Raw genomic sequence first — 24,997 nt, 5'->3', positions numbered from 1 at the left:
AATCTTCTAGTGATTGAATTTGTCACAAACCCTCACCTATTTCAATTCCAGATCACAATACGCCAACAGTTTGATAGAGGAGTGTTTAATGAGTTTACTGAGTGTCCCATTTGTCGGAACAGGCGCAGATACAGCGTTACATGTTGTCGCTGCCGTCGTTTTAATCGCGAGTGTCGCTGGCGCATGTTACGGCTTTTGGAAAATCCATGAGTTGCCAATCAATAAGGCACACAGCAAAGACCATCACCAGATAGGGCTTATCACCGCCCTCACCTGGATAGGATTTGTCTGGCACTGGGTATGGGTGTTAGCCGTAATCTTTGCATTCGTTGATATGGAAAAAGCCATCATCAATCTGCGCGATACATGGAAAAGTAAACCGCAAACAGAAACACAGCCACAAGAGGAGGCATAATGTTAGAAGGTTTAGCGGTATGGGCACTCTTCATCTACCTGCTCCGTTTAGTCGGTATGCCTTGGAACAAAGCAACCAAATCGTTCGCTTATCTTGGCGGTTTAGGTTGGTTAATGTTCGTATGGGTAGGTCTCATTAACTTCACGCCTATGGACTTATCTGGCGGCTCTGTTGTGCAATCACCGCACATCCAATTGCGTCCAGATTCGACCAACGTGAAAGGCAAAGTTGACCATATTTACATCAAACCAAATCAACAGATTGAGAAAGGTCAGCTCATTTACGAACTCGATCCAACGCAGTATGAGATCGCATTGAACCAAGCGAACGTGTCAGCTGATTCGGCTCGAGTAGCACTGGCAACAGCACAAGGTGATATCGAGATTGAAGAAGCAAACCATCAAGCTCTGGTACAAGATCTAGAAACCTCCAAGAGCCAATTAGAAGCGGCGAAAGTTGACTACAAATTGCAGAAAAAGATGCTCGATCGTTACGTTGAACAAAACCGTGTGGTCCAAAACACCATCACGGAAAGCGACATCGACAAACAATCGAGTGCCGTTGATATGGCACGCCACAACGTGTTAACTCTTGAATCTCAAATTAAGAAAAAACAAGTTGATATCTCACGAGCAAAACTGGCAATTCATAAAGCAGAATTAGCAGTTGAAACCAAACAGGCTGAATTGCGCCAAGCTGAGGAGCAAATTGCAAAAGCGCAATGGGATTTGAACAGTACGAAAGTTCACGCACCAGCAGATGGCTTTGTGACCAACTTTATCTTGCGTGAAGGTCAACGTGTTTCGATGATGCCGCGTATCAATATGTACACCAACGAGAAGTACGTTTTGATGCGCGTCAATCACCAAGCGATTCGTAACATCAAACCAGGTCAACCTGCGGAATTCTCTTCTTCGGTTTATCCTGGCAAGATCTTCTCTGCAACCGTAGAGGGCATTGTTGAAGCGACTGGTGAGTCACAAGGCAACCTACTTGGTTTGGATGATTCCGTTCGCGCTACAACTGGCAAGAACTTACAGAATAAGCATCACTTTGTCCGCCTTAAGATTGACGAGCCAGAAGGCTACGATATCCCTGTCGGTTCGGTTGGCTTAGCATGGGTCAGCGGCGAGAAGCCGATCGGTTTCCTAGCGTTCTTGGATGTGATTCGTGGCATCATCATCCGAATGAAGTCTCAACTGTACTTCTTCTACTCTATCTAAACTCATAAACCGCCAGTTCTGCTGGCGGTTTTCTTTTCATTTGTATCCAAGCACGTACTTTTCCCGTATAACAAATAGTTAGTCATAAGTGGAGAAGATTCATGTCGGCAAAGGAAAGAAGCCTACCTACCCATCGTATCTCAAGATTCAGCAAGTTTGCTTCCCTTGCAACCCGTGTCGCAGGCAACGTAATTGCAGAAGGCACTAAACAAATCGCCAAAGGTAATAAACCTAAAGCGAAAGACCTGTTGCTGACGCCACAAAACATCGCGCGTTTAACAGACCAACTTGCTCACTTGCGTGGCGCTGCAATGAAGCTTGGTCAAATGCTCTCAATGGATGCTGGTGATGTTTTAGAACCTGAACTCGCCGATATTCTCTCCCGCCTTCGCTCCAACGCAGACCCGATGCCAGCCAAACAGCTAAATGGAGTAATGGAAAGTTCATTAGGGACGAATTGGAAAGCCGAGTTCCTGTCCTTTAACTTCAAGCCAATTGCCAGTGCCTCAATCGGACAAGTACACCAAGCCTACAGCGACGGAGGTGATAACCTAGCAGTCAAAGTGCAATATCCTGGCATAAGAAAGAGCATCGACAGCGACGTAGACAACGTGGGTACTTTGCTCAAAGTCGTTGGGTTGATTCCCGAGTCTGTTGATTACAAAGGGTTGCTGGAAGAAGCCAAAAAGCAACTGCATGATGAAGCCGATTACGCACGAGAAGCGCAATTTGCCATTCGTTATCATGACGCTTTGAAGGATCACCCTCATTTTGTCGTGCCAAAGATTCACACTGAAAGTTGTTCAGAATCCGTTCTCGCTATGGAATTCATTGATGGCAGCCCGATTGAGCAAATTGAACACTATGACCAAAATACACGTGACTTCGTTATGCACAGCCTGCTCGAATTGCTATTCCGAGAGCTGTTCGAATTCAAGATGGTGCAAACCGATCCCAACTTTGCCAACTATTTATACATAGAGAACACCCGTCAAATCGGCTTGTTAGATTTCGGTGCGACTCGCGAGTACAGCGAACGATTCAGCACTGGTTATCGCCAAGCTTTTGCATCGGTTGTTAACGACGACGAACAAGGCTTGAACGATGCACTGGAACAGATTGGTTTCTTCAGCACAACCATCATGCCTACGCAGCGCCAAGCGATTCTTGATTTGGTAAAAATGGCATGTGAGCCAATGTTAGTGGATGAGCCTTATGACTTCAAAGCCAGTGGTTTAGCCCAGAAACTTCGAGAAGCTGGAACCATTCTAAGCATGGAGCAAGACTACTGGCACACGCCACCAGCAGATGCCCTATTCCTACATAGAAAGATCGGCGGAATGTACTTGCTGGCAGCCCGTATTGGCGCAAAAGTGAACATTCGCCAATTGGTCTCACCTTACCTACAGATAAGTAACCAATAGGCTATTGTTTTTCTGCTATTTTCGAGTACCTTGATCAGCTGCCTATAAGAATAATCTGACTGTCGGGGTGCTCGGTGAGTAAGTTTCAAGACCTCTCCACTCTAATCGAACAAATTGTCCAAGCAGACGAAGCGGATCAAGTCACCGCTTTGAATGATTCTATCGAATGCGGTCTCGAGCCCGGTGCTGTTGCGCTGATCCTCGAAGCCTTTCCTATCGATGATCGTGTGCGCTTGTGGCGTGCATTACCACTAGAGCTACATATTGATGTACTAACGGAAATGCGTGCTGAAGTGCGCCTTTCTATCATCGAAGCATTATCGGAAATAGAGCTAAAGCTCACGCTAGCCAAGCTAGATAACTTATCTTTAATCGAATGGGCAGACTCTCTGCCAGAAGAGTTCATCAATGAAGCACTAGAGCTTATCGAGAAAGATGAACTTGAGCTTTATGATCAAGCGAACGAATACGAAGACGAACAACTCGGTCGTTGGGCAGAGCGTAAGATAATCACCCTCCCTTTTAATATCACCGTTGGTAAAGCAAGACGCTTGATGGAGCGCTATAGCTACGATACACCACAGCAAGTGTATCTCATCAACCGTAAGAAACAGTTTCGTGGTGCGGTAAACTACTATGAAATCTTGCGTAGTGAAGCTGACGTCCGCCTTAAAACTTTAGCGATTGAGACCGTCACCGTACTCGATAGTAAAATGGAACTTCCGGAAGCAGTGGAAGCACTTGAGCACAGTGCGCTTCCGGCACTTCCGGTTACCGATGCGGATCAAACCCTGATCGGTGAAGTGGATTGGCAATTTGCATTGAGTACTCAACGTGAAATCTACGAAGCACGTTTGATGGCGGGTACCGGTATGGACGAAGGCGATGACTTATTCGCCCCTGTTTTAAAGAGTTCGCAAAAGCGTGGAGTTTGGTTGGGTATAAATTTACTCACTGCAATTCTAGCCTCCGTCACCATTGGTCTATTTGAAGACGTGATTGCACAGGTGGTCGCCCTTGCTGTGCTGATGCCAATAGTAGCCTCAATGGGAGGTATCGCTGGTAGCCAAACACTGACCCTGATGGTTCGTGCTATGGCATTAAACCAGATCACTCCAGGTAACCGTTTTGCATTACTCAAAAACGAATTGGGAATCGGCTCTCTTAATGCATTGCTGTGGGCGCTGATCATCGGTGGTTTAGCAGGGCTTTGGTTCCAATCTCCCGTATTGGGCGGCACCATTGCTCTGGCGATCATCGTCAATATTGTTACTGCAGCCTTATTTGGTGTGGTTATCCCAATAGTTTTAGACAAGCTCAAACTCGATCCAGCATTGGCGGGCTCAGTGATTCTGACCACGGTAACGGATGTCGTTGGCTTCTTTGCCTTCTTAGGTACCGCAAGCCTAGTAATGTTATAAAAAGAATTACTCTAGTTAATTAATTCATCATTAGCATTATAATTACAAATTGCAATCCGCATTTGCAATTTGCAACAAACAGCTAAATTTAGGCAACTCATATCACAGAAACCGTGTTTTTTCGGTGGTTTTAAAGTTGGCACACTAACTGCATTATTTAAAGTGACCCTTCTTAAGCCGAGGGTCACCTAGCCAACTGACGTTGTTAGTGAACTTGAATTTGTTCACAAGTATATAAGCCAATCGCACTCTTTGCGGTTGGCTATTTTTTTGTCTATTCCTTCTCCAACTTCTTCGATTTACCCTCCCGCGCTCAGCAACCAACCTTATTGAATAACTTTACAATCGATTACACACGTAAAAGTCACGACGTTATCTATTATAAATACCCACTTAACCCAAATCATCAAGTCAAACTTACAAAAGAATAAGCTTACAAATCGCCTTTCGATTAAATAACAAACAACGGTTACCAGCAAGCTCATAAAAACGTTTGCCAACCATCACTAAAATCAATCAAATCGCAATTTTATAAACAAACCACATAAATATGACATCATAACCACGAACTACCAATGACACCGATTTCATTACACATTACAGAAAACGAAACCCACTTGTAGCTAAACTTTTTTGATTTTTCAAAAAACCATAACACCATGTTTTAAAAAGCATTAATAAATAAAAACCTTAAAGCAAACGCTTAAGTGACAAAAAACTCATTGACTATGAGATTTACATCACGATAATACGCGCCGTTTGCCCAGAAATTGGGATCTATAATTCGTTTTAATTTTCTTTGCGGAGGTAAAAATGGCTGCAGACAATAACTACAGTCTTGGACCGGTTCCTAACACTGCCAGAAAGGGTGTTGCATCATTAACCATGGTAATGTTGGGACTCACTTTCTTCTCCGCAAGTATGTGGACAGGCGGTTCGCTCGGTACCGGACTTTCTTTTGATGATTTCTTCCTCGCTGTTCTTATTGGTAACCTAATCCTCGGCATCTACACTTCTTTCCTCGGTTACATCGGCGCTTCTACTGGTCTCTCTACTCACCTCCTTGCTCGTTTCTCATTTGGCTCTAAAGGCTCTTGGCTCCCTTCCGCTCTTCTTGGCGGCACACAAGTTGGTTGGTTTGGTGTTGGCGTGGCTATGTTTGCAATTCCAGTAAACAAAGCAACAGGCATTGACACAAACACACTCATTATCATTTCTGGTCTACTCATGACTGCAACGGTTTACTTCGGTATCTCTGCACTAATGGTACTTTCAGCGATTGCAGTACCAGCGATTGCTCTGCTTGGTGGTTACTCAGTAGTCGAAGCGGTAAACAGCGTTGGTGGTGTAGCTGAGCTACAAAAAGTACAACCAGCACAACCTATCGACTTTTCTGTAGCGCTAGCAATGGTCGTTGGCTCATTTGTCAGTGCAGGGACACTAACTGCAGACTTCGTACGTTTCGGCAAAAAGCCAAAAGGTGCCGTGATGGTCACAATGGTGGCATTCTTCATCGGTAACTCATTGATGTTCATCTTCGGTGCCGCAGGTGCCGCAGTAACCGGTCAATCAGACATTTCAGAAGTGATGATTGCGCAAGGTCTTCTTATCCCAGCTATCATCGTGCTTGGCTTAAACATCTGGACAACCAATGACAATGCGCTTTACGCATCAGGTCTCGGATTCTCCAACATCACAGGCTTGCCAAGTAAATACATCTCTATGGCAAACGGTTTAATAGGTACATTGTGCGCACTATGGCTGTACAATAACTTTGTAGGCTGGTTAACCTTCCTATCGCTTGCAATTCCACCAATTGGTGGCGTCATTATTGCGGACTTCTTCATGAACCGTAAACGTTACAAAAATTTCGCAGCAGCAGAGTTCCAAACAGTCAACTGGGCTGGCATTATCGCGGTAGCGATTGGCGTTGCAGCAGGTCACTTCCTTCCGGGCGTAGTACCTGTGAACGCGGTACTAGGCGGCACAATCAGCTACCTGATTCTAAATCCTATTCTTAATAAAAAGACACTGGCACAGCAGCCAGCGTAAGGAACCATCATGACAACACTATTGATCAAGAACGCAACGCTTAAGGGACAGGAAGGTCTCCAGCAAATTTTGATTGAGGATGGTCAATTCAAGCGTATTGAAGACAATAATGTAGAACTAGATTACACAGGTGACACTCTTGATGCGGAGGGCGGCATGGCTGTCGCGCCATTCTGTGAGCCGCACATTCACCTAGACACCACGCAAACCGCTGGTGAGCCGAGCTGGAACATCTCTGGTACACTTTTCGAAGGTATCGAGCGTTGGGCTGAGCGCAAAGAAATGCTGTCGATTGAAGACGTAAAATCACGCGCGAAACAAACACTTAAGTGGCAAATTGCAAACGGTGTACAGCACGTTCGTACTCACGTTGACGTTTCTGACCCTACTCTAATTGCTCTAAAAGCAATGGTAGAAGTACGCGAAGAAATGAAAGAATGGGTAGACATCCAAATCGTTGCGTTTCCACAAGAAGGCATTCTGTCTTATCCGAACGGCAAAGAATTGCTAGAAGAGGCAGTTCAGTTGGGTGCTGACGTTATTGGTGCTATTCCTCACTTTGAATTCACTCGTGAGTACGGCATCGAGTCTCTGCACTACGTTTTCGAACTGGCACAGAAATACGACCGTTTGATCGACGTACACTGTGATGAGATCGATGACGAGCAATCACGCTTTGTTGAAACACTTGCAGCGCTAGCGCACAAGTTCAACATGGGTCACAAGGTAACCGCAAGCCATACAACGGCGATGGGCTCTTACAACGGTGCTTACGCATCTCGCCTGTTCCGTCTGCTACGCATGTCTGGCATCAACTTTGTTGCAAACCCATTGGTGAACATCCACCTTCAAGGTCGCTTCGATGATTACCCGAAACGCCGTGGTGTGACTCGTGTAAAAGAAATGTTGAACGCCAACATCAACGTATGTTTTGGTCACGATGACGTCTTTGATCCTTGGTACCCACTAGGCACTGCAAACATGCTGCAAGTTCTGCACATGGGTCTGCACGTATGTCAGGTAATGGGTTACGACCAAATCAACAACTCACTTGATCTGATCAGCACCAATTCAGCACGCACACTGAACATTCAAGACAAACACGGCATTGAAGCAGGTAAGCCAGGTAGCTTGCTTATCCTTCCTGCAGAAAATGGTTTTGATGCAGTGCGCCGCCAAGTACCTGTTCGCTACTCTGTTCGCCACGGTAAAGTCATTGCTGAAACTCAACCGGCAACAACGCACATTCACCTTGGTCAACAAGAGCAAGTAACGTACAAGCGTTAATCTCTAATCTGCACATACAAAAAAGGGTCTGACTTGCATCAGACCCTTTTTTATTTCTTTACGCGTTGCGTTAGCTGTCTACGGCAACTAATGACATTTCTTAGCAACGAGGGTGTATTCCCTAAATAAACAACCTTGCCATCTTGATCAATGATTGCAGGAACAACCTTTAAGCCTTTCATGTCTGCGCCGTATTCCACCAACTTACGCTCTAGCTCATATAAATCCTGCATAGCTTAGGCTCAATTTATAATTCTCAATTTCGCGTGAATGCTATCCCTCTGAAGGAGGATTAATATTGATCCAGATCACAAAATGGCGATCCAGTTTATGCTTGGCTCAAACATGAGACAGCACAAGCGATCTTGCGCTATTTACACCATTTTAGATTGTTATCTGTTGTGATATTACTTCAAATTATATTTCAGAATATAGATAGTTTACGTAATAAATATTTGCACTCGTGTTGAACAAGCACTAAAGTTAGCAAGTTAGTTGAGCTTTATATTAAAAAGCCAAAAATCGCCCAAAGTAGATTTACCACTAACAACGTCAAAATTAGTGCTTCTAAAATAAAAGAATAAAACCATATAGGGTCAACAGCGATGTTGACCCTTTTCTTTATCTCTTTTTTATCGAGCTATTCAGTTAAGATTTGAGCTTTTTAATAAAAAACATTTACATGTGATAACTGACGGTTATCAGCGAGATAAGTGGATTCACAATCAAACAGCGTTCAATAATAGCTCCGAACCAAACATCTCGGAGTGAACACATGAACATTTTCAACAAAACAACATTGGTCGCGGCGCTATCTCTTCCCCTACTTGCAGGATGCGTGACTCCGGGAGAAGACGATCCAAATGCATTAACAAAACAAGGAGCCGCTGGCGGTGCACTTCTCGGTCTTACTATGGGCGCATTAACTGGCGACGCAGAGCTTGCAATGAAAGGCGCTGTCGCAGGTGGTGTTGCTGGCGGAGTAGCAGGAGCTGGCGCAGATATTCACAACAATCGAGAAAACATTCGCCATGATAGCCGTAACGAAGCGATTGGTGGCATCAATGGCGGTCAGAATACAGCAACCACCAACGCACCTCAGCAATGGCAAGAAATCGATAACTTTGTTGGGGATTGGAACGTAAACATCCAAAACCACAATCGCGATTTTAAAGGCTTAGACGGCTTACAAGCGCACGGTTCTCTGGCGAAAACAACAGAAGCAAATATTAAGGTGACCAACTCGCAAGGTGTTGACCTTAATGCCGCATTCACGTTCGACCAACAAGCTGGCTATCAATTGACATTAACTAACCAAGCAAAAGATGTATCGGTCGCATTTGCAGGCGAGCAACAAGCGCAAAGCAATCGCTACAACTTTTATCCGATGAACATTAACGACGTTATCTATCAAGGAATTCCAACCGGTGATGTACGTGTGGAACTAGGTTTCGCAGGTCCAAACGTTTGGACCATCGATAGCTATGCATACATCGACGGAGCAGAGCAAAAAGTGCAGACGTTCCGCTTCACTCGTACACAATAAAACGACAACGTATTCATCGTAACATCGCAATAACAACGTCTCATTTGGCAATTTAATAAAGGCTTAGGCATACTCTGTCTAAGCCTTTATTTTTTAGAAGAAATCCATGCCTCAACTCAATACATCAGAGCTCAACCGATTTGAGTCTCAGTTCCTTCAATTTATGCAACAAGAGATGCAAACCGATGCGGCTCACGACCTCAGCCATGTCCGCCGCGTAGTCAAGACAGCTCGCCAGCTTGCACTTCAAGAAGGCGCTGAGTTAGCAGTTGTGTTACCCGCAGCCTATTTGCATGATTGTTTCACCTATCCCAAAGATCACCCAAACCGTAAACAAAGCTCTGCTATTGCTGCAACCAAAGCCATTTCGTTTCTTGAAAGTATCGATTACCCTGCTCAATACCATGACGCCATTGCCCACGCGATCGAATCGCACAGTTTTAGCGCCAATATTACGCCAAATACTTTGGAAGCTCAGGTCGTCCAAGACGCAGACCGCTTAGATGCGCTTGGCGCTATTGGCGTTACACGCTGTATTCAAGTCAGCACGCTATTTGATGCCACTTTGTATAACGAACAGGATATGTTTGCAGAGCATCGAGAACTGGAAGATAAACGATTCACCATCGATCACTTCCAAACCAAACTGTTTAAAATTGTAGATACGATGAACACCAAAGCGGCGTATGAAGAAGCTGTGAAGCGTAAAGCGTTTATGCAATCTTACCTAGAACAGTTGCGCCAAGAAGTAGAAGGTTAATATGTCGGAAAGTCACAACCTAATTAAAGAGCTTAAACGCCAGCTCAAGTTGTCCGGTATACACTATGTCGATGTAGCAAAACACTTGGGCTTAAGCGAAGGTTCCGTAAAGCGCTTATTGGCAGAAGGCAGTCAAATTAGCCTCGATCGGTTGGAGCGAATCTGTCAACTAATTGGTTTGGAAATGGCAGAATTGTTTAAGCTATCAGCGGCACGTAACAAAGGGCTGGAATCGCTCATGTTAGAACAAGAAAAGCAGCTGGTCGACGATAAGGGCTTGTTGCTTGTTGCGGTATGTGTGGTTAATGGTTATCGCTTCGAGCAAATCATCGAGCAATACACCTTTGATGAATTGGAGCTCATACAAAAGCTCGCCCAACTCGACCGCCTCAATATCATTGACTTGCTACCAGGTAATAAGATTCGTCTACGTATCTCCCCGACTTTTCGTTGGCACACTGGCGGTCCTATTCAGCGCTTCTTCCAACAACAAGTTCAAGATGCCTTCTTCCAAAGCTATTTCTCCGCCGAAGATGAAAAACTGGTGATGGCGACGGGGCTGATGAGCTTGCCAACAAACAAAAAGATGCAACAGAAGCTACAGAAGGTCATTGATGAGTTTTACCAAATCTGCCAAAGCGACGACTCATTAGACATGAACGAGAAACACGGTACTTCTCTAGTGATTGCCATGCGTCGCTGGACATTTCCGCTGTTTAAGCCTTGGGAACGTAAATAGGGAATACCTGATGCTCGATAAACTCAAAAGCCTATCTATTAAGACAAGACCTGTTCTCCCTTTATTCGTGTTAATTGCATTTGGTGGTTTTGCTGTGTTCGTTGCCACGCTTCTGCAACTTTCCAATATGGTTAAAGAGTCTTATCTGATTCCGAGTGGTGTAGCGGCTTTATGGGCTCTTGCCGCTTGGGTGATGATCTCAAGCTTTCAGCATGTTCCAGAGCTTACGCCAAGCCTTGGCTTTTTCAAACGAATGAAAGCTCGCATGGTACGTCTGTTTTTTTATCTCATTGCTTTGGGCTTTATAGGATTATCTGGCTTCATCCTATTTGTCACATTGAGAATGCTCAGTGTCTGGTTCCGACACTAAATTCATACTCGTAATACATAAAAGCACCAGTTCGTATCAAATCACGAATTTATGCAATCAAAAGTAGCATTAAGTGTTACTTTTGGTTTCTCATAACGTAACTCTTTTCTTCACACTGGCTTCCTAAAGCCAAGCCTTTAAAGTGCTCCCATCTCAACGCTATTTCGCCTTTACGGAGCCAGCATGTTTCTCACTAAACGATTCTTCCCTTATTTCGTCACTCAGTGCCTTGGTGCACTGAACGACAATATCTACAAAAATGTTCTTTTACTGATGGTGACGTACAGCCAAATTGACTCACTGCCAATGTCGGTTGACCTTTTTGTTAACCTTGCAGCTGGCTTGTTTATCCTTCCCTTTTTTCTGTTTTCTGCCCACGCAGGTGCGATTGCAGACAACATGGACAAAGCAAAATTGATCCGCCGCTTAAAACTTATTGAATTAGTGATCATGAGTTGCGCTGCGACTGCCATTATGACGCAGAGTGCTATCCTGATGCTCGTCCTCCTCTTCATGACTGGTACTCAATCGGCTTATTTTGGTCCAGTGAAATACGCTCTACTTCCTCAAGCGCTAAAGTCGAATGAACTAGTGAAAGGTAACGCTTGGGTTGAGATGGGGACTTTCCTTTCGATTCTGATTGGTACATTAAGCGCTGGTCTATTACTCGCAGTTCCAAACGGCATGATTATCGCCTCTTGCATTGTGATTACGCTATCTCTGCTTGGTCTGTTAAGCAGCGCTAACATCCCTTCTCTGCCAAGTAAGAAAAGTGACAAAGTAAAGTTCGAGCCTATTACTGGTTTGAAGAAAACGCTCAAACTGGCACAAAAACAACGCGGTATTTGGATGTCGATTCTAGCCATCAGTTGGTTCTGGTTTATGGGCGCAACTTACCTGACCCAATTTCCAAATTTTGCTCGCGAACACTTATTCGCAGACAGCACTGTGGTTTCTCTATTATTGGCTCTATTTTCAATTGGTATCGCTACGGGTTCATGGCTATGTGAGAAGTTGTCTTTCAATCAAGTAGAACTGGGCATTCTGCCATTTGGTATTTTGGGCTTAACAATTTTCAGTGCAGACCTTTTATGGGCAGTGCCTGCAATCGAATCTTTTCCGAGTCAGTATTACGATATACATAACTTTATTACTCAGTCTTCGCATATTCGAGTGATGTTCGATTTGTTCTTGGTTGGTGTGAGCGGCGGTGTGTTTATTGTTCCCCTTTATGCGTTTATCCAATCACGCTCTGAAGAAGGCGAATGTGCTCAATCTATTGCAGCCAATAACATAATGAATGCACTATTTATGGTCGCTTCTGCTGCTGTTTCAATATTGATCTTAAGTGTTTTAGAGTTCTCTATCGTTGAACTGTTTGCCATTTTGGCCGTCGGTAACTTCATCGTAGCTGTCTACGTTTACCGCCAAGTACCTGAGTTTACTCAGCGCTTTGTTAGCTACTTACTAAGCCACTGTTTGTACCGAGTATCCGTAACTGGTCGTCAGCACATCCCAGAGCAAGGTGCAGCCCTGATTGTGGCAAACCATGTGAGCTATGTAGATGCTTTGATTCTAATGGGCACATCAACCCGCCCAGTGCGATTTGTGATGGACAAATCAATCAGCGAGCTGCCTGTTCTTAAATACGTCTTCCGCCATGCTGGCGTCATCCCAATTTGCTCTCCACGCAAATGCGCAGAGACTTACAAAAAAGCTTTCGAACAGATTGAGCAGGCTCTTAGTAACGATGAAGTTGTTTGTATCTTCCCTGAAGGTCGCTTGACCTCAAATGGCGAACTAGGCGAGTTCAGACCCGGTGTTGAGAAGATTTTAAAGCGTACACCTGTACCCGTGATTCCAATGGCGTTAAAAGGCTTATGGGGATCTTTCTTCAGTCACAAAAATGGACATGCGTTAACTAAACGCCCTACTCGCTTTTGGTCTCGTATCGAAGTCAATATCGGTGAGTTATTGCAACCAGCCACACTAGATCGCCATTTGTTACAAAAAGAAGTGCAAGATTTGCTAATTCGCTGACAGTAGCCCTGTGGAGAATTTAGTAGGATAAAATCAACATCATAAATCTAGGAGGTATTATGAAAATCATCATCTTACATGGTCTTTATATGCATGGGCTGGTCATGCAGCCTCTTAGCCAAAAGCTGAGAAAGCTGGGCTACGAGACCCAAGTATTGAGTTACAACACGGTTTCAATTAATGAAGAATCGCTATTTAACTCCATCGACAAAGCGCTTAACCCGTTGACTGCTAATGTGTTAGTGGGTCATAGCCTAGGTGGCTTGATGATTAAACGATACCTCGCAAGCAGAAAACCATCGACAAGCCTCGTTTCTCACGTTGTTGCAATTGGCTCACCACTGAAAGGCGCTTCCATCGTGACTCGCATTCAGGATTTAGGTTTAGGTGCGATTCTTGGTAACTCACCATACCATGGTCTGAATAAGCACGAGGACAGTTGGACTTTCCCACAAAAGCTTGGCAGCATCGCTGGCACGATGGCAATTGGTGCAAGACCCATTCTAATGCACAGAGACAACACCATGTCTGACGGTACGGTTACTGTCGATGAGACACGCTTAGAGGGCATGCAAGACCATATTGAGACCAAACAAACTCATACCAGCCTTATATACAACACCTACGTGCCTGCACAGATTGATCACTTTATCAAAACTGATCACTTCAGCCGATAGCGCACTTTTCCATCAAGTAGTTGCAATCTACTTTTCAAGCCAAGGCGTTCGCAGTACTATCCCTACTCCGACCACTCATTTGAGTGTCGGAGTTTTTTACTTCTGACCATATTGGTTGGATTCAATGTTCTCAGGGCGGGGCGAAATTCCCCACCGGCGGTATACTCTTTTGAGTGAGCCCGCGAGCGCTCGATTCGTCGAGGTCAGCAGATCTGGTGAGATGCCAGAGCCGACGGTTATAGTCCGGATGAAAGAGAATAAGAAAACATCAGCGTTTTCCTCAACGTTCTTTGTTGATGAACACTGGTGCACTTCTTTTTGGATCGCATTTTTATTGCGTGGGTTTGTGCCAACTTACCGTTGGCGGCTCAGCGCATGCATAAAATGTGACGATCCCTCATACCGCCCTGATTCTGGTGATATTTAGGAGTTAACCATGAATCAGTCATCACTACTTGCCGAATTTGGCGACCCAATTACTCGCGTTGAAAACGCACTTATCGCACTTAAAGAAGGTCGTGGCGTACTTCTTCTCGACGATGAAGATCGTGAAAACGAAGGCGACATCATTTATTCCGTAGAGCACTTAACCAATGAGCAAATGGCTCTTATGATCCGCGAATGCAGCGGTATTGTTTGTCTGTGTCTGACCGATGCTCAAGCAGACAAGTTGGAACTGCCACCAATGGTTGTAAACAACAACAGCGCAAACCAAACGGCTTTCACGGTTTCTATTGAAGCAAAACATGGTGTAACAACTGGCGTTTCTGCCGCTGACCGCGTGACGACCATCAAAACAGCTGCTAACCCAAATGCAAAACCAGACGACTTGGCTCGTCCTGGTCACGTGTTCCCGCTGCGCGCTCGTCCTGGTGGCGTAATGACTCGCCGTGGTCACACAGAAGGCACTATCGATCTAATGCAAATGGCAGGTTTGCAGCCTGCTGGCGTGTTATGTGAGGTGACAAATCCAGATGGCACTATGGCAAAAACACCAGAGATCGTCGCGTTTGGTCGTTTACACAACATGCCAGTACTGACCATCGAAGATATGGTTGCTTACCGTAATCAATTTGATTTGAAGCTAGCGTAATCAACACGTATTTGCTCTAGTAAAAAGCCGCTGAACTCAGCGGCTTTTTTGATCGATTTGGTTCCTTTTCTAGTAGTTATACTTAGTAAAAATAAAAGGAATCAACATCATGAAAGGAATTACTCGCAGCGCACTTATCGCGACACTACTCTCCACCAGCTCTTTGACTTTTGCATCGAGTTGCCCAGATATCTTGCAAGGTAAGCAACGACTTCTCAATTCAACAGAAGAAATAGCCCTGTGTGATGCCTTTAAAGGCAAAACACTATTGGTTGTGAACACCGCGAGCCAATGCGGCTTCACTCCCCAATTCGAGCAACTGGAACAGCTACACCAAACGTACAAAGATCAAAACTTTTCAGTTGTCGGCTTTCCTAGTAACGACTTTCGTCAAGACCGTGGTAGCGAAGAGAAGACCGCAAAAATCTGTTACCTCGACTATGGTGTCACCTTCCCTATGATGGCTAAAACGTCTGTCCTAGGTGAGGATGCAAATCCAGTATTTACCCAGATCAGTACCCAAGCGGGCATTACACCGAAATGGAACTTCTACAAGTTCTTGATCAATAAAGAAGGCAAAGTCGTCGCGACCTTCCCAAGCTCAACCTCTCCAACAAGTACTACGCTTACTAACATGATTGAACAGCAACTGTAAGGAAGGCTGCTATGACAACCACACGTACGACGATGTTGCAATTGGGTTATTTGGGGCTGTTGCCATTTCTGTTCAGCTTGGTTCTCATCGTTACGGAAAGAACTTTGTTTAACTTGTCTGGGGAACAATTTTTTATCGCTTACAGTGCAGTGATTTTGAGTTTTCTCTCAGGAGTACTTTGGGGCAATGCTATTGATCATTTTTATCACCGCTTGAGTCGCAATGCATTGGTGCTCAGTAATTTATTTGTACTACTCGCTTGGGGAGCGCTACTACAAGGTAACAAACACTATTTGATTGCAACTCTGTTATTGGCTGCTGGTTACATTGCCGTTTGGTACGCGGAAAAGCTGATTCGGAAAATAGAAAAAGAGGCGGAGCCAAAAGGTTACCAGATGATGCGAGGCAAGCTCACGACAGGCGTAGTGCTCATGCATGGGTTGGTTTTAATTGCATAAGCTGGTCTGTCCACCTACCAGATCACAAAATTACTGTTGTTATATAAAACAATGTTCATTTCGTGAACCTATAGCAATTTTGAACACTGTTTTGTTCCAATTATGAACAGGCAAGCATATAAGTACTCAAAAGCATTCACAAAGGATATGAATATGTTTTTTCGTAAACTTCTTTTTAGTACTGCAGTTATCAACGCAACAGCAGGTTGCGTGTCTTACCAAGCTCATCAAGCTGCGGTCAATACGGTGAATAACACTGGCGTGGTTTTAAATACCGTGGTGAAAACCACTATAGCCCAACCTTGTAACGTTGCCGTCACCATGGCGAGCTTGTTTTACCCAAACGCGATCTTTATGACCGATATGCCAACAGCAGCTTGCACAGCCGTCCTACGCTAAAGCGAACAAAACAAAAAAATGGCGACCTCATTGGTCGCCATTTTTCATTTTATAATTAAAGCGTTAGTAAGTAGTTTACCAACTTGTTGTACTCATCGTAGCTTCGGATTTCGTTCGGTAATACGATGTACTTGTTGTTAACAACCACCCCCGGAACACCAGTCAACGTACTTTGCTTAAACTGCTTATCGAAACCCTTTTGCATCGAGTTTACGGCAAAGCTGTTGTATGCCGCATCAAATTTCTTACCATCTACCCCATTGTCCACAAAGATTTGCTTCAATTCAGCTTCATTTTGAGGAGCTTGACGTTTCTGGTGAATTTGAGCAAACATCGCCGGTACCATCGTCTTCTCTACGCCCAAAGACACCATTGTCGCGTATGACTTCGCCATCGGCACCGCCATATTGCCGCCCATAAATGCGACATGTACTTTCTCAAAACTCGCGTCTTTTGGTAGCGATGGTTTTAGGTTATCGATGACTGATTCAAATTTGTAACAGTGTGGGCAATAGAAAGAGAAAAATTCGGTTACTGTCGGTTTCTTCGACTTCTCTACGTCCAACACTTTGTAATGTTTACCCGCTTCAAATTGCGCAGCGTGAGCAGTGAATGCCAGTAATAGAGTGCTACAAAGAGCAAATAGCTTTTTCATGTTTGATTCCTTCAGGCACACGTGTGCCGTATTCATTAGTGAGTTTTTAAAAAGCCCAGCAGGGCTGGTTTGTGATGAATAAAAGGATCAAACAATAGGAGGACGGTAAGGTTTATAAACCACAGTCACTGCTTTCGGTGTGGGTGATTTATCGATCAGTGCGAGGCTATGCGGGAGCAAGATGACATCATCTTGCAAAAGGTTAGTTGGAATTTTCACGATACAGGAAGAGCTGCAACTGGTATGTGCTTGCTGCCCTTTTTCCATCAAGTGATCACTATGGTGCGACTCGATGCAATCCTTGCTATCTACACCCATTTTTTGATGAAGTTCAGCGACAGGGTCTTTGTTTGAACTCACTTCAATTGGTGCCGTTGCTGCACGCACACTCGACACGACACCCGTTAGCAACATGGCTAATAGACAAAGCATTGTCGTCAGGAATGTACGGTTAAAACTCGGCATACAACTTCTTCAAAATATGGTGAATCTTCATCATACAGAATCCTTCTTTTCATACAAGCCAATCACTTAGTAGCACGTTCACAAACCAGAGGATTCTGACACTCGATACCGACTGCAATGCCGATAACACTTGAAATCCTTATGAAACCTGAGTAATAGTTAGATCAGTTTTTGTACAAACAAGGAAAGATTAATGCTTAAAAAGAGATTCTTTAAAACAAAAGACGAAGTCGAAGTCACGTTCGAGCTAGACAAAAACCAGTGGGAGTCGATTCAAATTGCAGGCGACTTTAACAACTGGCAACCAGAACCAATGAAGCTCGTGAAGAAAAGTGGACAGTTTAAATTTAAAACACGCTTGCCGAAAGAACAGAATATTCAGTTCCGTTACCTATTTAACGAAGCTGAGTGGGAAAACGACCCACAAGCGGATGCCTACGTACCAAATGGTTTTGGCAGTGATAACAGTGTCGTGTGCACTCAAGAGCAACCAGCTTAATCACACAGACAGAAAAGATAGGCGTACTCAGTGCGCCTTTTTTATCGCCAATTTTTCATCGAGTCACCATTAATTGTTGCTATACAACAACAGTGTTTTACCTAAAGTGATATATATCAACAAAAGCCATTTCCTTAATATACCCACATCGCAGCGAGATAGATGTTCTTAACTAAAAGCTGCTCTCATACAAAAGCAACTCTCAAACAAAGAGATGAAGGAAACAAAAGATGAAAAAACTGATTGTAATTACAGGTGCAAGTTCTGGTATCGGTGAAGCAATTGCCCGTCGTCTAAGCGATGAAGGTCACCCACTTCTTCTTCTTGCTCGTCGTGTAGAACGTTTGGAAGCCCTAAACCTGCCAAACACGCTATGTGAGAAAGTAGACGTAACAGACAAGTCTTCATTTGAAGCTGCGATTGCGAAAGCGGAAGAGAAATTTGGTCCAGCTGATGCACTAGTAAACAACGCAGGTGTGATGCTACTTGGTCAAATTGACACACAAGATGCATCAGAATGGAAACGCATGTTCGACGTGAACGTACTTGGTCTACTAAACGGCATGCAGTCTGTGCTTGCACCAATGAAATCACGTAACAGCGGTACTATCATCAACATCAGCTCAATCGCAGGCAAGAAAACGTTCCCTGATCACGCAGCTTACTGTGGTACTAAATTTGCGGTTCACGCGATTTCTGAAAACGTTCGTGAAGAAGTCGCAGCATCGAATGTTCGTGTAACAACAATTGCCCCAGGTGCGGTAGAAACCGAACTGCTTTCTCACACAACATCGCAAGAAATCAAAGATGGTTACGGCGCATGGAAAGAGGACATGGGCGGCGTTCTTGCTGCTGACGACATCGCACGTGCAGTTGTATTTGCTTACCAACAGCCACAAAACGTTTGCATCCGTGAAATTGCATTAGCACCAACTAAGCAACAGCCTTAATCTATACGATTTTAAGACGACGAAATTCAAAAAGCGGCTTCAAAGCCGCTTTTTCTCTTTATGTAATCAACGCTCTTCATGTAATCAGCAATCTTCGGTAAATGAGGCGACCGTAACGCTACCGCCGGAGACAGCATCTTTGTAATAAACGTAGCATTTCTTGTGCCACACGTTATCTTTCGTAAAGCCAATAAACGCTTCTCTACCCGCGGCATCACTGCCTTTGTTTGTAACGTAAACTTGCTCAGCATCGATATTAAAGCTCCGCAAAACATTATCTCGGTGTGCAGTGGGATACCCATTACAGGTATAAATGTCATCGATATAGGTATAACACTGGTTTTCAAGGCCTTGAGTCAGGGCCTTAGAGAACACAATATCCGAGCCTGTTTTCATCACCGCTTCGATTTCTTTTAATTTTGCCACGCGTCCATCACTAAAAAAACCTAAAATTCGAGGTGCAGAAGTGACAGACACGAGGGCCAATACAACGACAACAATAACCAGCTCTAACAAAGTAAACCCTTTGCTTCTCCTCATAATCTATCTCTCTACAAATCCAAGCAAGCCACCAAAGTAATGAAGAAAATTATTTCATAACCACACAGTCGCCACGTAAGCGTTTGTAAGAGGTCGTGCACTTCGTAGACAAAAAAGCCGAGCAGTTGCTTGCTCGGCTCAATCGGCTAACGCTGAAGAAGAAACCTTCTTTACTTCCTCGGCTTAATCGTTCGATAAGCCACATCAGTTAGGTAGTCATTTAGGCGATGTGATGCCGTGACCGCTTCCTCGGCATCAGTATGGCTGACAGCGCGTAAAACGGCAGCATGAAGAGAAGATGCTTCAACCAAATCTGAGTCTTGGTTTTTAAATGCAAACCAAAAGCGACGGGATAAACCTTGTAGTGGTGCCATCGCTAACTGTAGATATTCATTACATGCAGCTTTGACGAGCAAGGTATGGATTTCTTTAAGTAAAGACGCGTAAAGCAGGTCATCTTTGTTTTCTGCACAAGCTTCTAACTGCTCAGCCAACATTAACATCTGCTGCTTCTCTTCAACACTTGCTCGCGAGGCAGCGTAGTTGACACATAAGGCTTCAATGTCGCGACGGACTTCTAGGATCTTTAGTTGGCTCTCGACAGAGATTGCTGGGATTTGAATTCCACGTCGCGGGTGGATCTCAACCATACATTCATAAGCCAATCTTTGTAACGCTTCTCGAACTGGAGTTCGCCCAAGCTCTAACTCTTCTGCCAACTGCTTTTCACTGACCATACTCCCTGGTTCTAATTCGCGGAAGATGATCATTTTTTCAAGCTTGCTGTATGCAACTTCTGTCTTATTGACTGAATTTACGGTCATTCTCGTTCCTATTCCATTGATCAATCTTTTAGTGAGCAATCTCACGATAAGAAGTTTTGCCATTGTACCAAAAAAAGAAATACGAATATATTAAAAACATACAACTGATATATCAGATGAACATCAGTCATCTATTAGTGAGGTAAGAATGAAATCTTGGAACATTATCCGTCGTTATGAACACACTCCTGACCTACCTGTTTTGGCTGAAGTAGAAGTGTTAGTCATTGGCGGAGGTCCTGCTGGTGTTGCCGCAGCTGAAACGGCTGGTCGTCTAGGTAAGAACACTTGGCTAATTGAGAAATACGGTTTTTGCGGTGGTGCTGCCGTCGCGGGCTTATCTGGCACTATTTGTGGTATGTACATGGCATCGGACGATGAAAATGCGCAGCCAGAACAAGTAGTATTCGGTTTTACAGAACGTTTTCGTCAAGCATTAGAAAACAAAGGTGGTGTCACTGCTCCACAGCGTTACGGTAAAACGTACACAGTGACGCACGATCCTTTGATGTGGCGTGAAGTTGCTGATGATTTCCTAGAGCAAGCAAATGTCAAAACTCTATTCCATACGTCAGTCACTGGCGTGATCATGGAAGGTGACACATTTAAAGGCGTGATCATCGAATCAAACGCAGGGCAAAGTATCATCTTAAGTAAACAGATCATCGATGCTTCTGGTGATGCTGCTGTGGTAGCTCGTGCGGGCATGGATTATTACTTTGGCGACAATGGTCGTATCCAAAACCCAACCATGTTCTTCCGTTTTGGCGGTGTCGATATGGACACTTATCTTGACTACTACGGCAACGACACGATCTGCCCTCCAAAAGTCACCGAAAATATTCTTGCAGCCAACGAAAGCGGCGAATACCAGTTGCCACGTCATAAGATTTGGATTTTCCCGACCACACGCGCGAATGAGCTGATGGTCAATGCGACACGCCTTGCAGGTCAAGATGGACGCATGCTGAACGTCATTGATCCTGAAGATTTCACAGAAGCCGAAGTGTTCGGTCGTCGCCAAGTTCGTGAGTACGCCCGTTTCTTGAATAACTTTGTTCCAGGTTGTGAACAGGCATTCGTTGTCGACACCGGTGTAGAAGTCGGCATTCGTCAAACGCGCTCTATTGTTGGTATCGAAACGCTAACTAATGAAGACGTTGTTAACTGTCGCAAGCGTGAAGACGGTATTTGCCGTACCCCTTGGCCTATTGAATTGCACTCCGGCGATAAACCAAAACTGCACTGGCTAATTAACGATTACTACGACATCCCATTCCATACGCTAGTGCCAGTGGTTGGTGAAAACATCATTGTTGCTGGTCGATGCTTGAGCGCTGAACACGAAGCGCTTGCTTCTGCTCGCGTCACCGCGCAATGCTTTGAGCTTGGTCATGCAGCTGGCGTTGCTGCTGCACAAGCGATTGATACAAATACGGCGATTCGTGACTTAAATGTCGCGGAGATTCGCGCCACCATGATTAAAAATGGCTCACGCCTGTAAGGACTGAAAAATGACCGATCTAAAAATTGAACGTGTAGAACTTTACGCTGTAGCAGACCGCGATGCAGCACCTGTACCATGGGCAGATAACCAAGAACCTTTGTTATACACCAATAACATCGTCCGTCTAATTTGTAACGATGGTACAGAGGGGTTAGGCGCAACAATCAGCTACACAGAGAACGATTTTGACCGCTGCATTATCGAATCTCAACGCACCATAGTTCCAGGTTTACTGGGTAAAAATCCATTGGCAACTCAAGAGCTCTACAACTGGTTAATGGCGCGTTGTACTTGGGGTGGTCTGCCGGCTAAAGCGCCAATTGATATTGCAGCATGGGACATCAAAGGCAAAAAAGCGGGCATGCCTCTTTACATGCTTTTAGGTGGCGCTCGAAACAAAATGTTGTCTTACGCATCGACGCCAATGTTCGACACCGTAGAAGAGTACTTCCCGTACCTAGACGACTGTATTGCACACGGCTTTAAAGCAATCAAGCTTCACTGCTACTGCGTGTACGAAAAGGACGTTGCCCTTGTTGACGCAGTTCAGGCTCGTTACGGCAAAACAGGCATTCGATTCATGCTTGATACGGCAACCTTCTACACGCCAGAACAAGCAATGGCAATGGCCAAACGCCTAGAACGCTACCACTGGGAATGGTTAGAAGCACCGGTTTCTGATTACGACTACAACACTTATAAACGCCTAGTTAGAAACACTGACCTTGAGATTTCTAGTCATGGTAACTGCTTGTTAACACTGCAAGAAGTGACCTATGCCTTATCACAAGAGATGTGGTCTGACATTCGCCAAGACGCGACGGTTTGCGGTGGTATTACACCTCTAAACAAATGCTTCCACATTGCAGAGGGCTTCTCTAAGAACCTAGAGATCCAATCAATGGGTTACACGCTAACGCAAGCCGCAAACCTGCACGTCGCTCTTGCGCACAACAACTGCAAATTCTTTGAACAGTTCTACCCTTACGAAGACTTTGAGCTAGCGTCGAAAACCGTTATCCGCACCGACAAAGAAGGTTATGTCCGTGCTCCTGAAGGCAATGGCTTAGGTGTTGAAATGGATTGGGACAAAGTGAAAGAAATGTCTGTGGCGTCGTACGTTTTCGAATAAACCGCATGCTTCATGACATAAACAATTAATACAGAGACAGCAAAAGACTGACATCCCTCTAACCCTACACTGTCTGCCTTTCTAATTACTCGTATGGGAACGGGAGAAAGGCAGACACCCTGAGTGTCAGTGACAATAAACAAGGCCGTCCGAGTATTCTCATTAATAGACAATATTGGAAAGTCACAATGAAATTGAATACTTCAGAAATCGACTGGAAACTTACTTTTGGCAGTTTTGGATTTGTACTGCTTCTAGGTATTCTTGCAGTGGTATACCCAGAAGCCGTAAAAAGCACCATGAGCGGCATGCTAGATTTTACCGTCATTAACTTCGGTTCTGGTTTCCTTTGGTACACACTTTTTGCAACAGGTGCCCTATTGTTCCTCGCCTTTTCTAAATATGGCGATATTCGTATGGGCGACACCAAACCTAAGTTTACGAAATTCCAACTGTTCGCAATGGCATTGTCTGCGGGCATGGGTGCAAGCACCATGTACTGGGGCTTTATTGAAGCGGTATACTACTTCATGGACCCTCAGTTCGGTATTACAGATAAAGCCATGGCAATGGAATACGCTACAGCTTACAACATGTTCCACTGGGGCGCTGCAGGCTGGTTTATCTACCTCATTGTAGCCATCCCATTCGCCGTCGTATTCTACCTAAAGAAAAGCCGTCGAATGAGCTTAAGTGGTGTCATTAACTCACTGTTTGATGACCGTTTACCGGTTTGGGCACAAAAGTTTATTGACCTACTGTTTATCATCACAACGCTTGCCGCAACCGCATTAACATTAGGTTTGGGCATCCCGATGATTTCCTCTAACCTAGCGAGCTTAACGGGCATTCCAGACAATTTAATGTTGGGTATTGGCGTTATCCTTGGGTTGTCAGTGATCTTCTCTCTCAGCTCTTACATCGGCATTGAGAAAGGCATGGCCCGCCTATCTAGTGCAACCATTTATATCTGTGCAGCGTTTGTTGGTATCATATTCATCATCGGACCATCCGCTCTGATCATGAACAACTTAACCAATGGCATTGGTATCATGTTGACTGAATACATCCGCATGAGCACCAACACAGATCCATATGGCACAACGTTGTTCCCTCAATACTGGACAGTATTCTTCCTAGCGAACTGGATTTCTTACTCACCGGGTGTAGGTGTCTTCATCACTAAGATCATCCAAGGTCAGAAGCTAAAAGACGTGGTTCTCATCCTCGTGATTGGCGGCACAATGGGCTCTGCGGTTATCTTCGGTGTATGTGGCACCTTCTCAATGGATCTTGTAAACAACGGCGTCGTTGATGGTGTCAAACTGATTGGTGAAGGTCAGCCAACTGAGTTGGTGAAGCAAGTATTTGACTCAACATCTATTCCAATGTTGCTAACCGCTATCTACCTAGTCACGATGATTCTGTTTACAGTAACAACACTAGATGGCACCTCGTATTCACTAGCAGGCATCGCAACTAAACAGCTAGATGAAGAAGCAAACGTAAACCCAATGTTTCGTCTGTTCTGGTGCTTATTGCTAACAGCACTACCAATCATCTTCTTACTGATTAATGCTGACTTGAATATCCTTAAAGCGTTCCCTGTACTGATCATCGTATTGATCGTGCCAGTGTTCTTCATCGCGGCGGTTAAAACACTCCAATACCTTAAGCAAAACTACGGACAAATTATGGAGCATCAACGCCAACAAGACGAACTTCTTGCAAAACAAGCACAAGAGCAACAAGTTGAAGTAACAAACTCGACACCCGTTCCTCAAGCTAGCTAGCATCGACTTCTAACTCTCAAAAGCTCCGATAAACGTCGGAGCTTTTTTTATTGGTTGTTAAGTTCAATCACTA

26 protein-coding genes and 1 riboswitch are annotated in these 24,997 nt (G+C 44.6%); of the genes, 21 read left to right on the top strand and 5 right to left on the bottom strand.

Annotated features, from left to right (window positions below):
* Positions 1 to 88 precede the first annotated feature (88 nt).
* The 6 genes from OH463_RS12635 to OH463_RS12610 all read left to right on the top strand — a co-directional run bounded on the left by OH463_RS12635 (position 89) and on the right by OH463_RS12610 (position 7,822).
* Entirely contained in the window at positions 89 to 415 is a 327-nt protein-coding gene (locus OH463_RS12635) for an MFS transporter (RefSeq protein WP_005433326.1), read from the top strand.
* Positions 415 to 1,638 carry an HlyD family secretion protein gene (locus OH463_RS12630; protein ID WP_005453541.1) on the top strand — a complete coding sequence of 408 codons (1,224 nt, stop codon included), beginning with the start codon at positions 415 to 417 and terminating at the stop codon, positions 1,636 to 1,638. The genes OH463_RS12635 and OH463_RS12630 overlap by 1 nt, the downstream gene beginning before the upstream one ends.
* A gap of 101 nt (positions 1,639 to 1,739) precedes the next feature.
* Positions 1,740 to 3,062, top strand: a complete 1,323-nt coding sequence (locus OH463_RS12625; RefSeq protein ID WP_009696246.1) for an ABC1 kinase family protein — start codon at positions 1,740 to 1,742, stop codon at positions 3,060 to 3,062.
* Positions 3,063 to 3,136: 74 nt separating this feature from the next.
* Complete coding sequence (locus OH463_RS12620) at positions 3,137 to 4,483, top strand: magnesium transporter (protein WP_269991379.1); 1,347 nt, start codon at positions 3,137 to 3,139, stop codon at positions 4,481 to 4,483.
* Positions 4,484 to 5,296: 813 nt separating this feature from the next.
* Positions 5,297 to 6,535, top strand: coding sequence for a cytosine permease (gene codB / locus OH463_RS12615; RefSeq protein WP_005453535.1), 1,239 nt, complete (start codon positions 5,297 to 5,299; stop codon positions 6,533 to 6,535).
* 9 nt (positions 6,536 to 6,544) lie between these two features.
* Positions 6,545 to 7,822 (top strand): cytosine deaminase, encoded by a 1,278-nt coding sequence (locus OH463_RS12610; RefSeq protein ID WP_009696249.1) that lies wholly within the window; start codon positions 6,545 to 6,547, stop codon positions 7,820 to 7,822.
* A gap of 50 nt (positions 7,823 to 7,872) precedes the next feature.
* Here OH463_RS12610 and OH463_RS12605 read toward each other — a convergent pair whose 3' ends face one another.
* Complete coding sequence (locus OH463_RS12605) at positions 7,873 to 8,055, bottom strand: hypothetical protein (RefSeq protein ID WP_005453531.1); 183 nt, start codon at positions 8,053 to 8,055, stop codon at positions 7,873 to 7,875.
* Positions 8,056 to 8,597: 542 nt separating this feature from the next.
* Here OH463_RS12605 and OH463_RS12600 point away from each other — a divergent pair.
* The 10 genes from OH463_RS12600 to OH463_RS12555 all read left to right on the top strand — a co-directional run bounded on the left by OH463_RS12600 (position 8,598) and on the right by OH463_RS12555 (position 16,559).
* Positions 8,598 to 9,368, top strand: a complete 771-nt coding sequence (locus OH463_RS12600) for a hypothetical protein (RefSeq protein WP_009696250.1) — start codon at positions 8,598 to 8,600, stop codon at positions 9,366 to 9,368.
* 106 nt (positions 9,369 to 9,474) lie between these two features.
* The gene (locus OH463_RS12595; RefSeq protein ID WP_009701804.1) at positions 9,475 to 10,128 is read left to right on the top strand and encodes an HD domain-containing protein; all 654 of its coding nucleotides are present in this window, start codon (positions 9,475 to 9,477) and stop codon (positions 10,126 to 10,128) included.
* A 1-nt stretch (position 10,129) separates the two neighbouring features.
* Complete coding sequence (locus tag OH463_RS12590; protein ID WP_269991378.1) at positions 10,130 to 10,867, top strand: helix-turn-helix domain-containing protein; 738 nt, start codon at positions 10,130 to 10,132, stop codon at positions 10,865 to 10,867.
* A 10-nt stretch (positions 10,868 to 10,877) separates the two neighbouring features.
* On the top strand, positions 10,878 to 11,237 hold the full coding sequence (locus OH463_RS12585) for a hypothetical protein (protein ID WP_017188705.1): 360 nt from the start codon (positions 10,878 to 10,880) through the stop codon (positions 11,235 to 11,237).
* 183 nt (positions 11,238 to 11,420) lie between these two features.
* Positions 11,421 to 13,277 carry an MFS transporter gene (locus OH463_RS12580; protein WP_269991375.1) on the top strand — a complete coding sequence of 619 codons (1,857 nt, stop codon included), beginning with the start codon at positions 11,421 to 11,423 and terminating at the stop codon, positions 13,275 to 13,277.
* A 59-nt stretch (positions 13,278 to 13,336) separates the two neighbouring features.
* The gene (locus OH463_RS12575; protein ID WP_005453520.1) at positions 13,337 to 13,954 is read left to right on the top strand and encodes a cob(I)alamin adenolsyltransferase/cobinamide ATP-dependent adenolsyltransferase; all 618 of its coding nucleotides are present in this window, start codon (positions 13,337 to 13,339) and stop codon (positions 13,952 to 13,954) included.
* A 122-nt stretch (positions 13,955 to 14,076) separates the two neighbouring features.
* A riboswitch (FMN riboswitch) is annotated at positions 14,077 to 14,217 on the top strand.
* 173 nt (positions 14,218 to 14,390) lie between these two features.
* Positions 14,391 to 15,047, top strand: coding sequence for a 3,4-dihydroxy-2-butanone-4-phosphate synthase (gene ribB, locus OH463_RS12570; RefSeq protein WP_005453519.1), 657 nt, complete (start codon positions 14,391 to 14,393; stop codon positions 15,045 to 15,047).
* A gap of 109 nt (positions 15,048 to 15,156) precedes the next feature.
* Complete coding sequence (locus tag OH463_RS12565) at positions 15,157 to 15,702, top strand: glutathione peroxidase (RefSeq protein ID WP_009696257.1); 546 nt, start codon at positions 15,157 to 15,159, stop codon at positions 15,700 to 15,702.
* Positions 15,703 to 15,713: 11 nt separating this feature from the next.
* Positions 15,714 to 16,160 carry a DUF3429 domain-containing protein gene (locus OH463_RS12560; RefSeq protein ID WP_005453517.1) on the top strand — a complete coding sequence of 149 codons (447 nt, stop codon included), beginning with the start codon at positions 15,714 to 15,716 and terminating at the stop codon, positions 16,158 to 16,160.
* Positions 16,161 to 16,313: 153 nt separating this feature from the next.
* Positions 16,314 to 16,559 carry a hypothetical protein gene (locus OH463_RS12555; protein WP_005453516.1) on the top strand — a complete coding sequence of 82 codons (246 nt, stop codon included), beginning with the start codon at positions 16,314 to 16,316 and terminating at the stop codon, positions 16,557 to 16,559.
* Positions 16,560 to 16,614: 55 nt separating this feature from the next.
* Here OH463_RS12555 and OH463_RS12550 read toward each other — a convergent pair whose 3' ends face one another.
* Together OH463_RS12550 and OH463_RS12545 are read right to left on the bottom strand one after the other, a co-directional pair.
* On the bottom strand, positions 16,615 to 17,214 hold the full coding sequence (locus tag OH463_RS12550) for a thiol:disulfide interchange protein DsbA/DsbL (protein ID WP_005453513.1): 600 nt from the start codon (positions 17,212 to 17,214) through the stop codon (positions 16,615 to 16,617).
* Positions 17,215 to 17,301: 87 nt separating this feature from the next.
* Positions 17,302 to 17,679, bottom strand: a complete 378-nt coding sequence (locus tag OH463_RS12545) for a hypothetical protein (RefSeq protein WP_269991373.1) — start codon at positions 17,677 to 17,679, stop codon at positions 17,302 to 17,304.
* A 193-nt stretch (positions 17,680 to 17,872) separates the two neighbouring features.
* Between OH463_RS12545 and OH463_RS12540 the strand changes: the two genes are divergently transcribed.
* A complete protein-coding gene (locus OH463_RS12540; RefSeq protein ID WP_009696260.1) occupies positions 17,873 to 18,178 on the top strand; it encodes an isoamylase early set domain-containing protein in 306 nt (101 codons plus the stop codon).
* 230 nt (positions 18,179 to 18,408) lie between these two features.
* Positions 18,409 to 19,128 carry an SDR family oxidoreductase gene (locus tag OH463_RS12535; RefSeq protein WP_005453507.1) on the top strand — a complete coding sequence of 240 codons (720 nt, stop codon included), beginning with the start codon at positions 18,409 to 18,411 and terminating at the stop codon, positions 19,126 to 19,128.
* 84 nt (positions 19,129 to 19,212) lie between these two features.
* Here the strand turns inward: OH463_RS12535 and OH463_RS12530 are convergent, their stop codons facing one another.
* Positions 19,213 to 19,668: a prepilin-type N-terminal cleavage/methylation domain-containing protein gene (locus OH463_RS12530; RefSeq protein ID WP_005453505.1), complete on the bottom strand. Its 456-nt coding sequence runs from the start codon at positions 19,666 to 19,668 to the stop codon at positions 19,213 to 19,215.
* Between the two features lie 170 nt (positions 19,669 to 19,838).
* Positions 19,839 to 20,492, bottom strand: coding sequence for a GntR family transcriptional regulator (locus tag OH463_RS12525; protein ID WP_005453503.1), 654 nt, complete (start codon positions 20,490 to 20,492; stop codon positions 19,839 to 19,841).
* A gap of 148 nt (positions 20,493 to 20,640) precedes the next feature.
* Here OH463_RS12525 and OH463_RS12520 point away from each other — a divergent pair, with 148 nt between their 5' ends.
* The 3 genes from OH463_RS12520 (at position 20,641) to OH463_RS12510 (ending at position 24,924) form a co-directional block, all read left to right on the top strand.
* Entirely contained in the window at positions 20,641 to 21,996 is a 1,356-nt protein-coding gene (locus OH463_RS12520; protein WP_009696263.1) for an FAD-dependent oxidoreductase, read from the top strand.
* A gap of 10 nt (positions 21,997 to 22,006) precedes the next feature.
* Positions 22,007 to 23,131 carry a mandelate racemase/muconate lactonizing enzyme family protein gene (locus OH463_RS12515; RefSeq protein ID WP_199480114.1) on the top strand — a complete coding sequence of 375 codons (1,125 nt, stop codon included), beginning with the start codon at positions 22,007 to 22,009 and terminating at the stop codon, positions 23,129 to 23,131.
* A 188-nt stretch (positions 23,132 to 23,319) separates the two neighbouring features.
* Entirely contained in the window at positions 23,320 to 24,924 is a 1,605-nt protein-coding gene (locus OH463_RS12510; protein ID WP_017188698.1) for a BCCT family transporter, read from the top strand.
* The last annotated feature ends 73 nt before the right edge of the window (positions 24,925 to 24,997 follow it).

The sequence above is a fragment of the Vibrio sp. NFR genome, from assembly GCF_027587095.1.
Classification (GTDB): Bacteria; Pseudomonadota; Gammaproteobacteria; order Enterobacterales; family Vibrionaceae; genus Vibrio; species Vibrio harveyi.
Note: the sequence above shows the minus strand (reverse complement) of the source record. Positions and strands in the feature narration are given on the sequence as shown.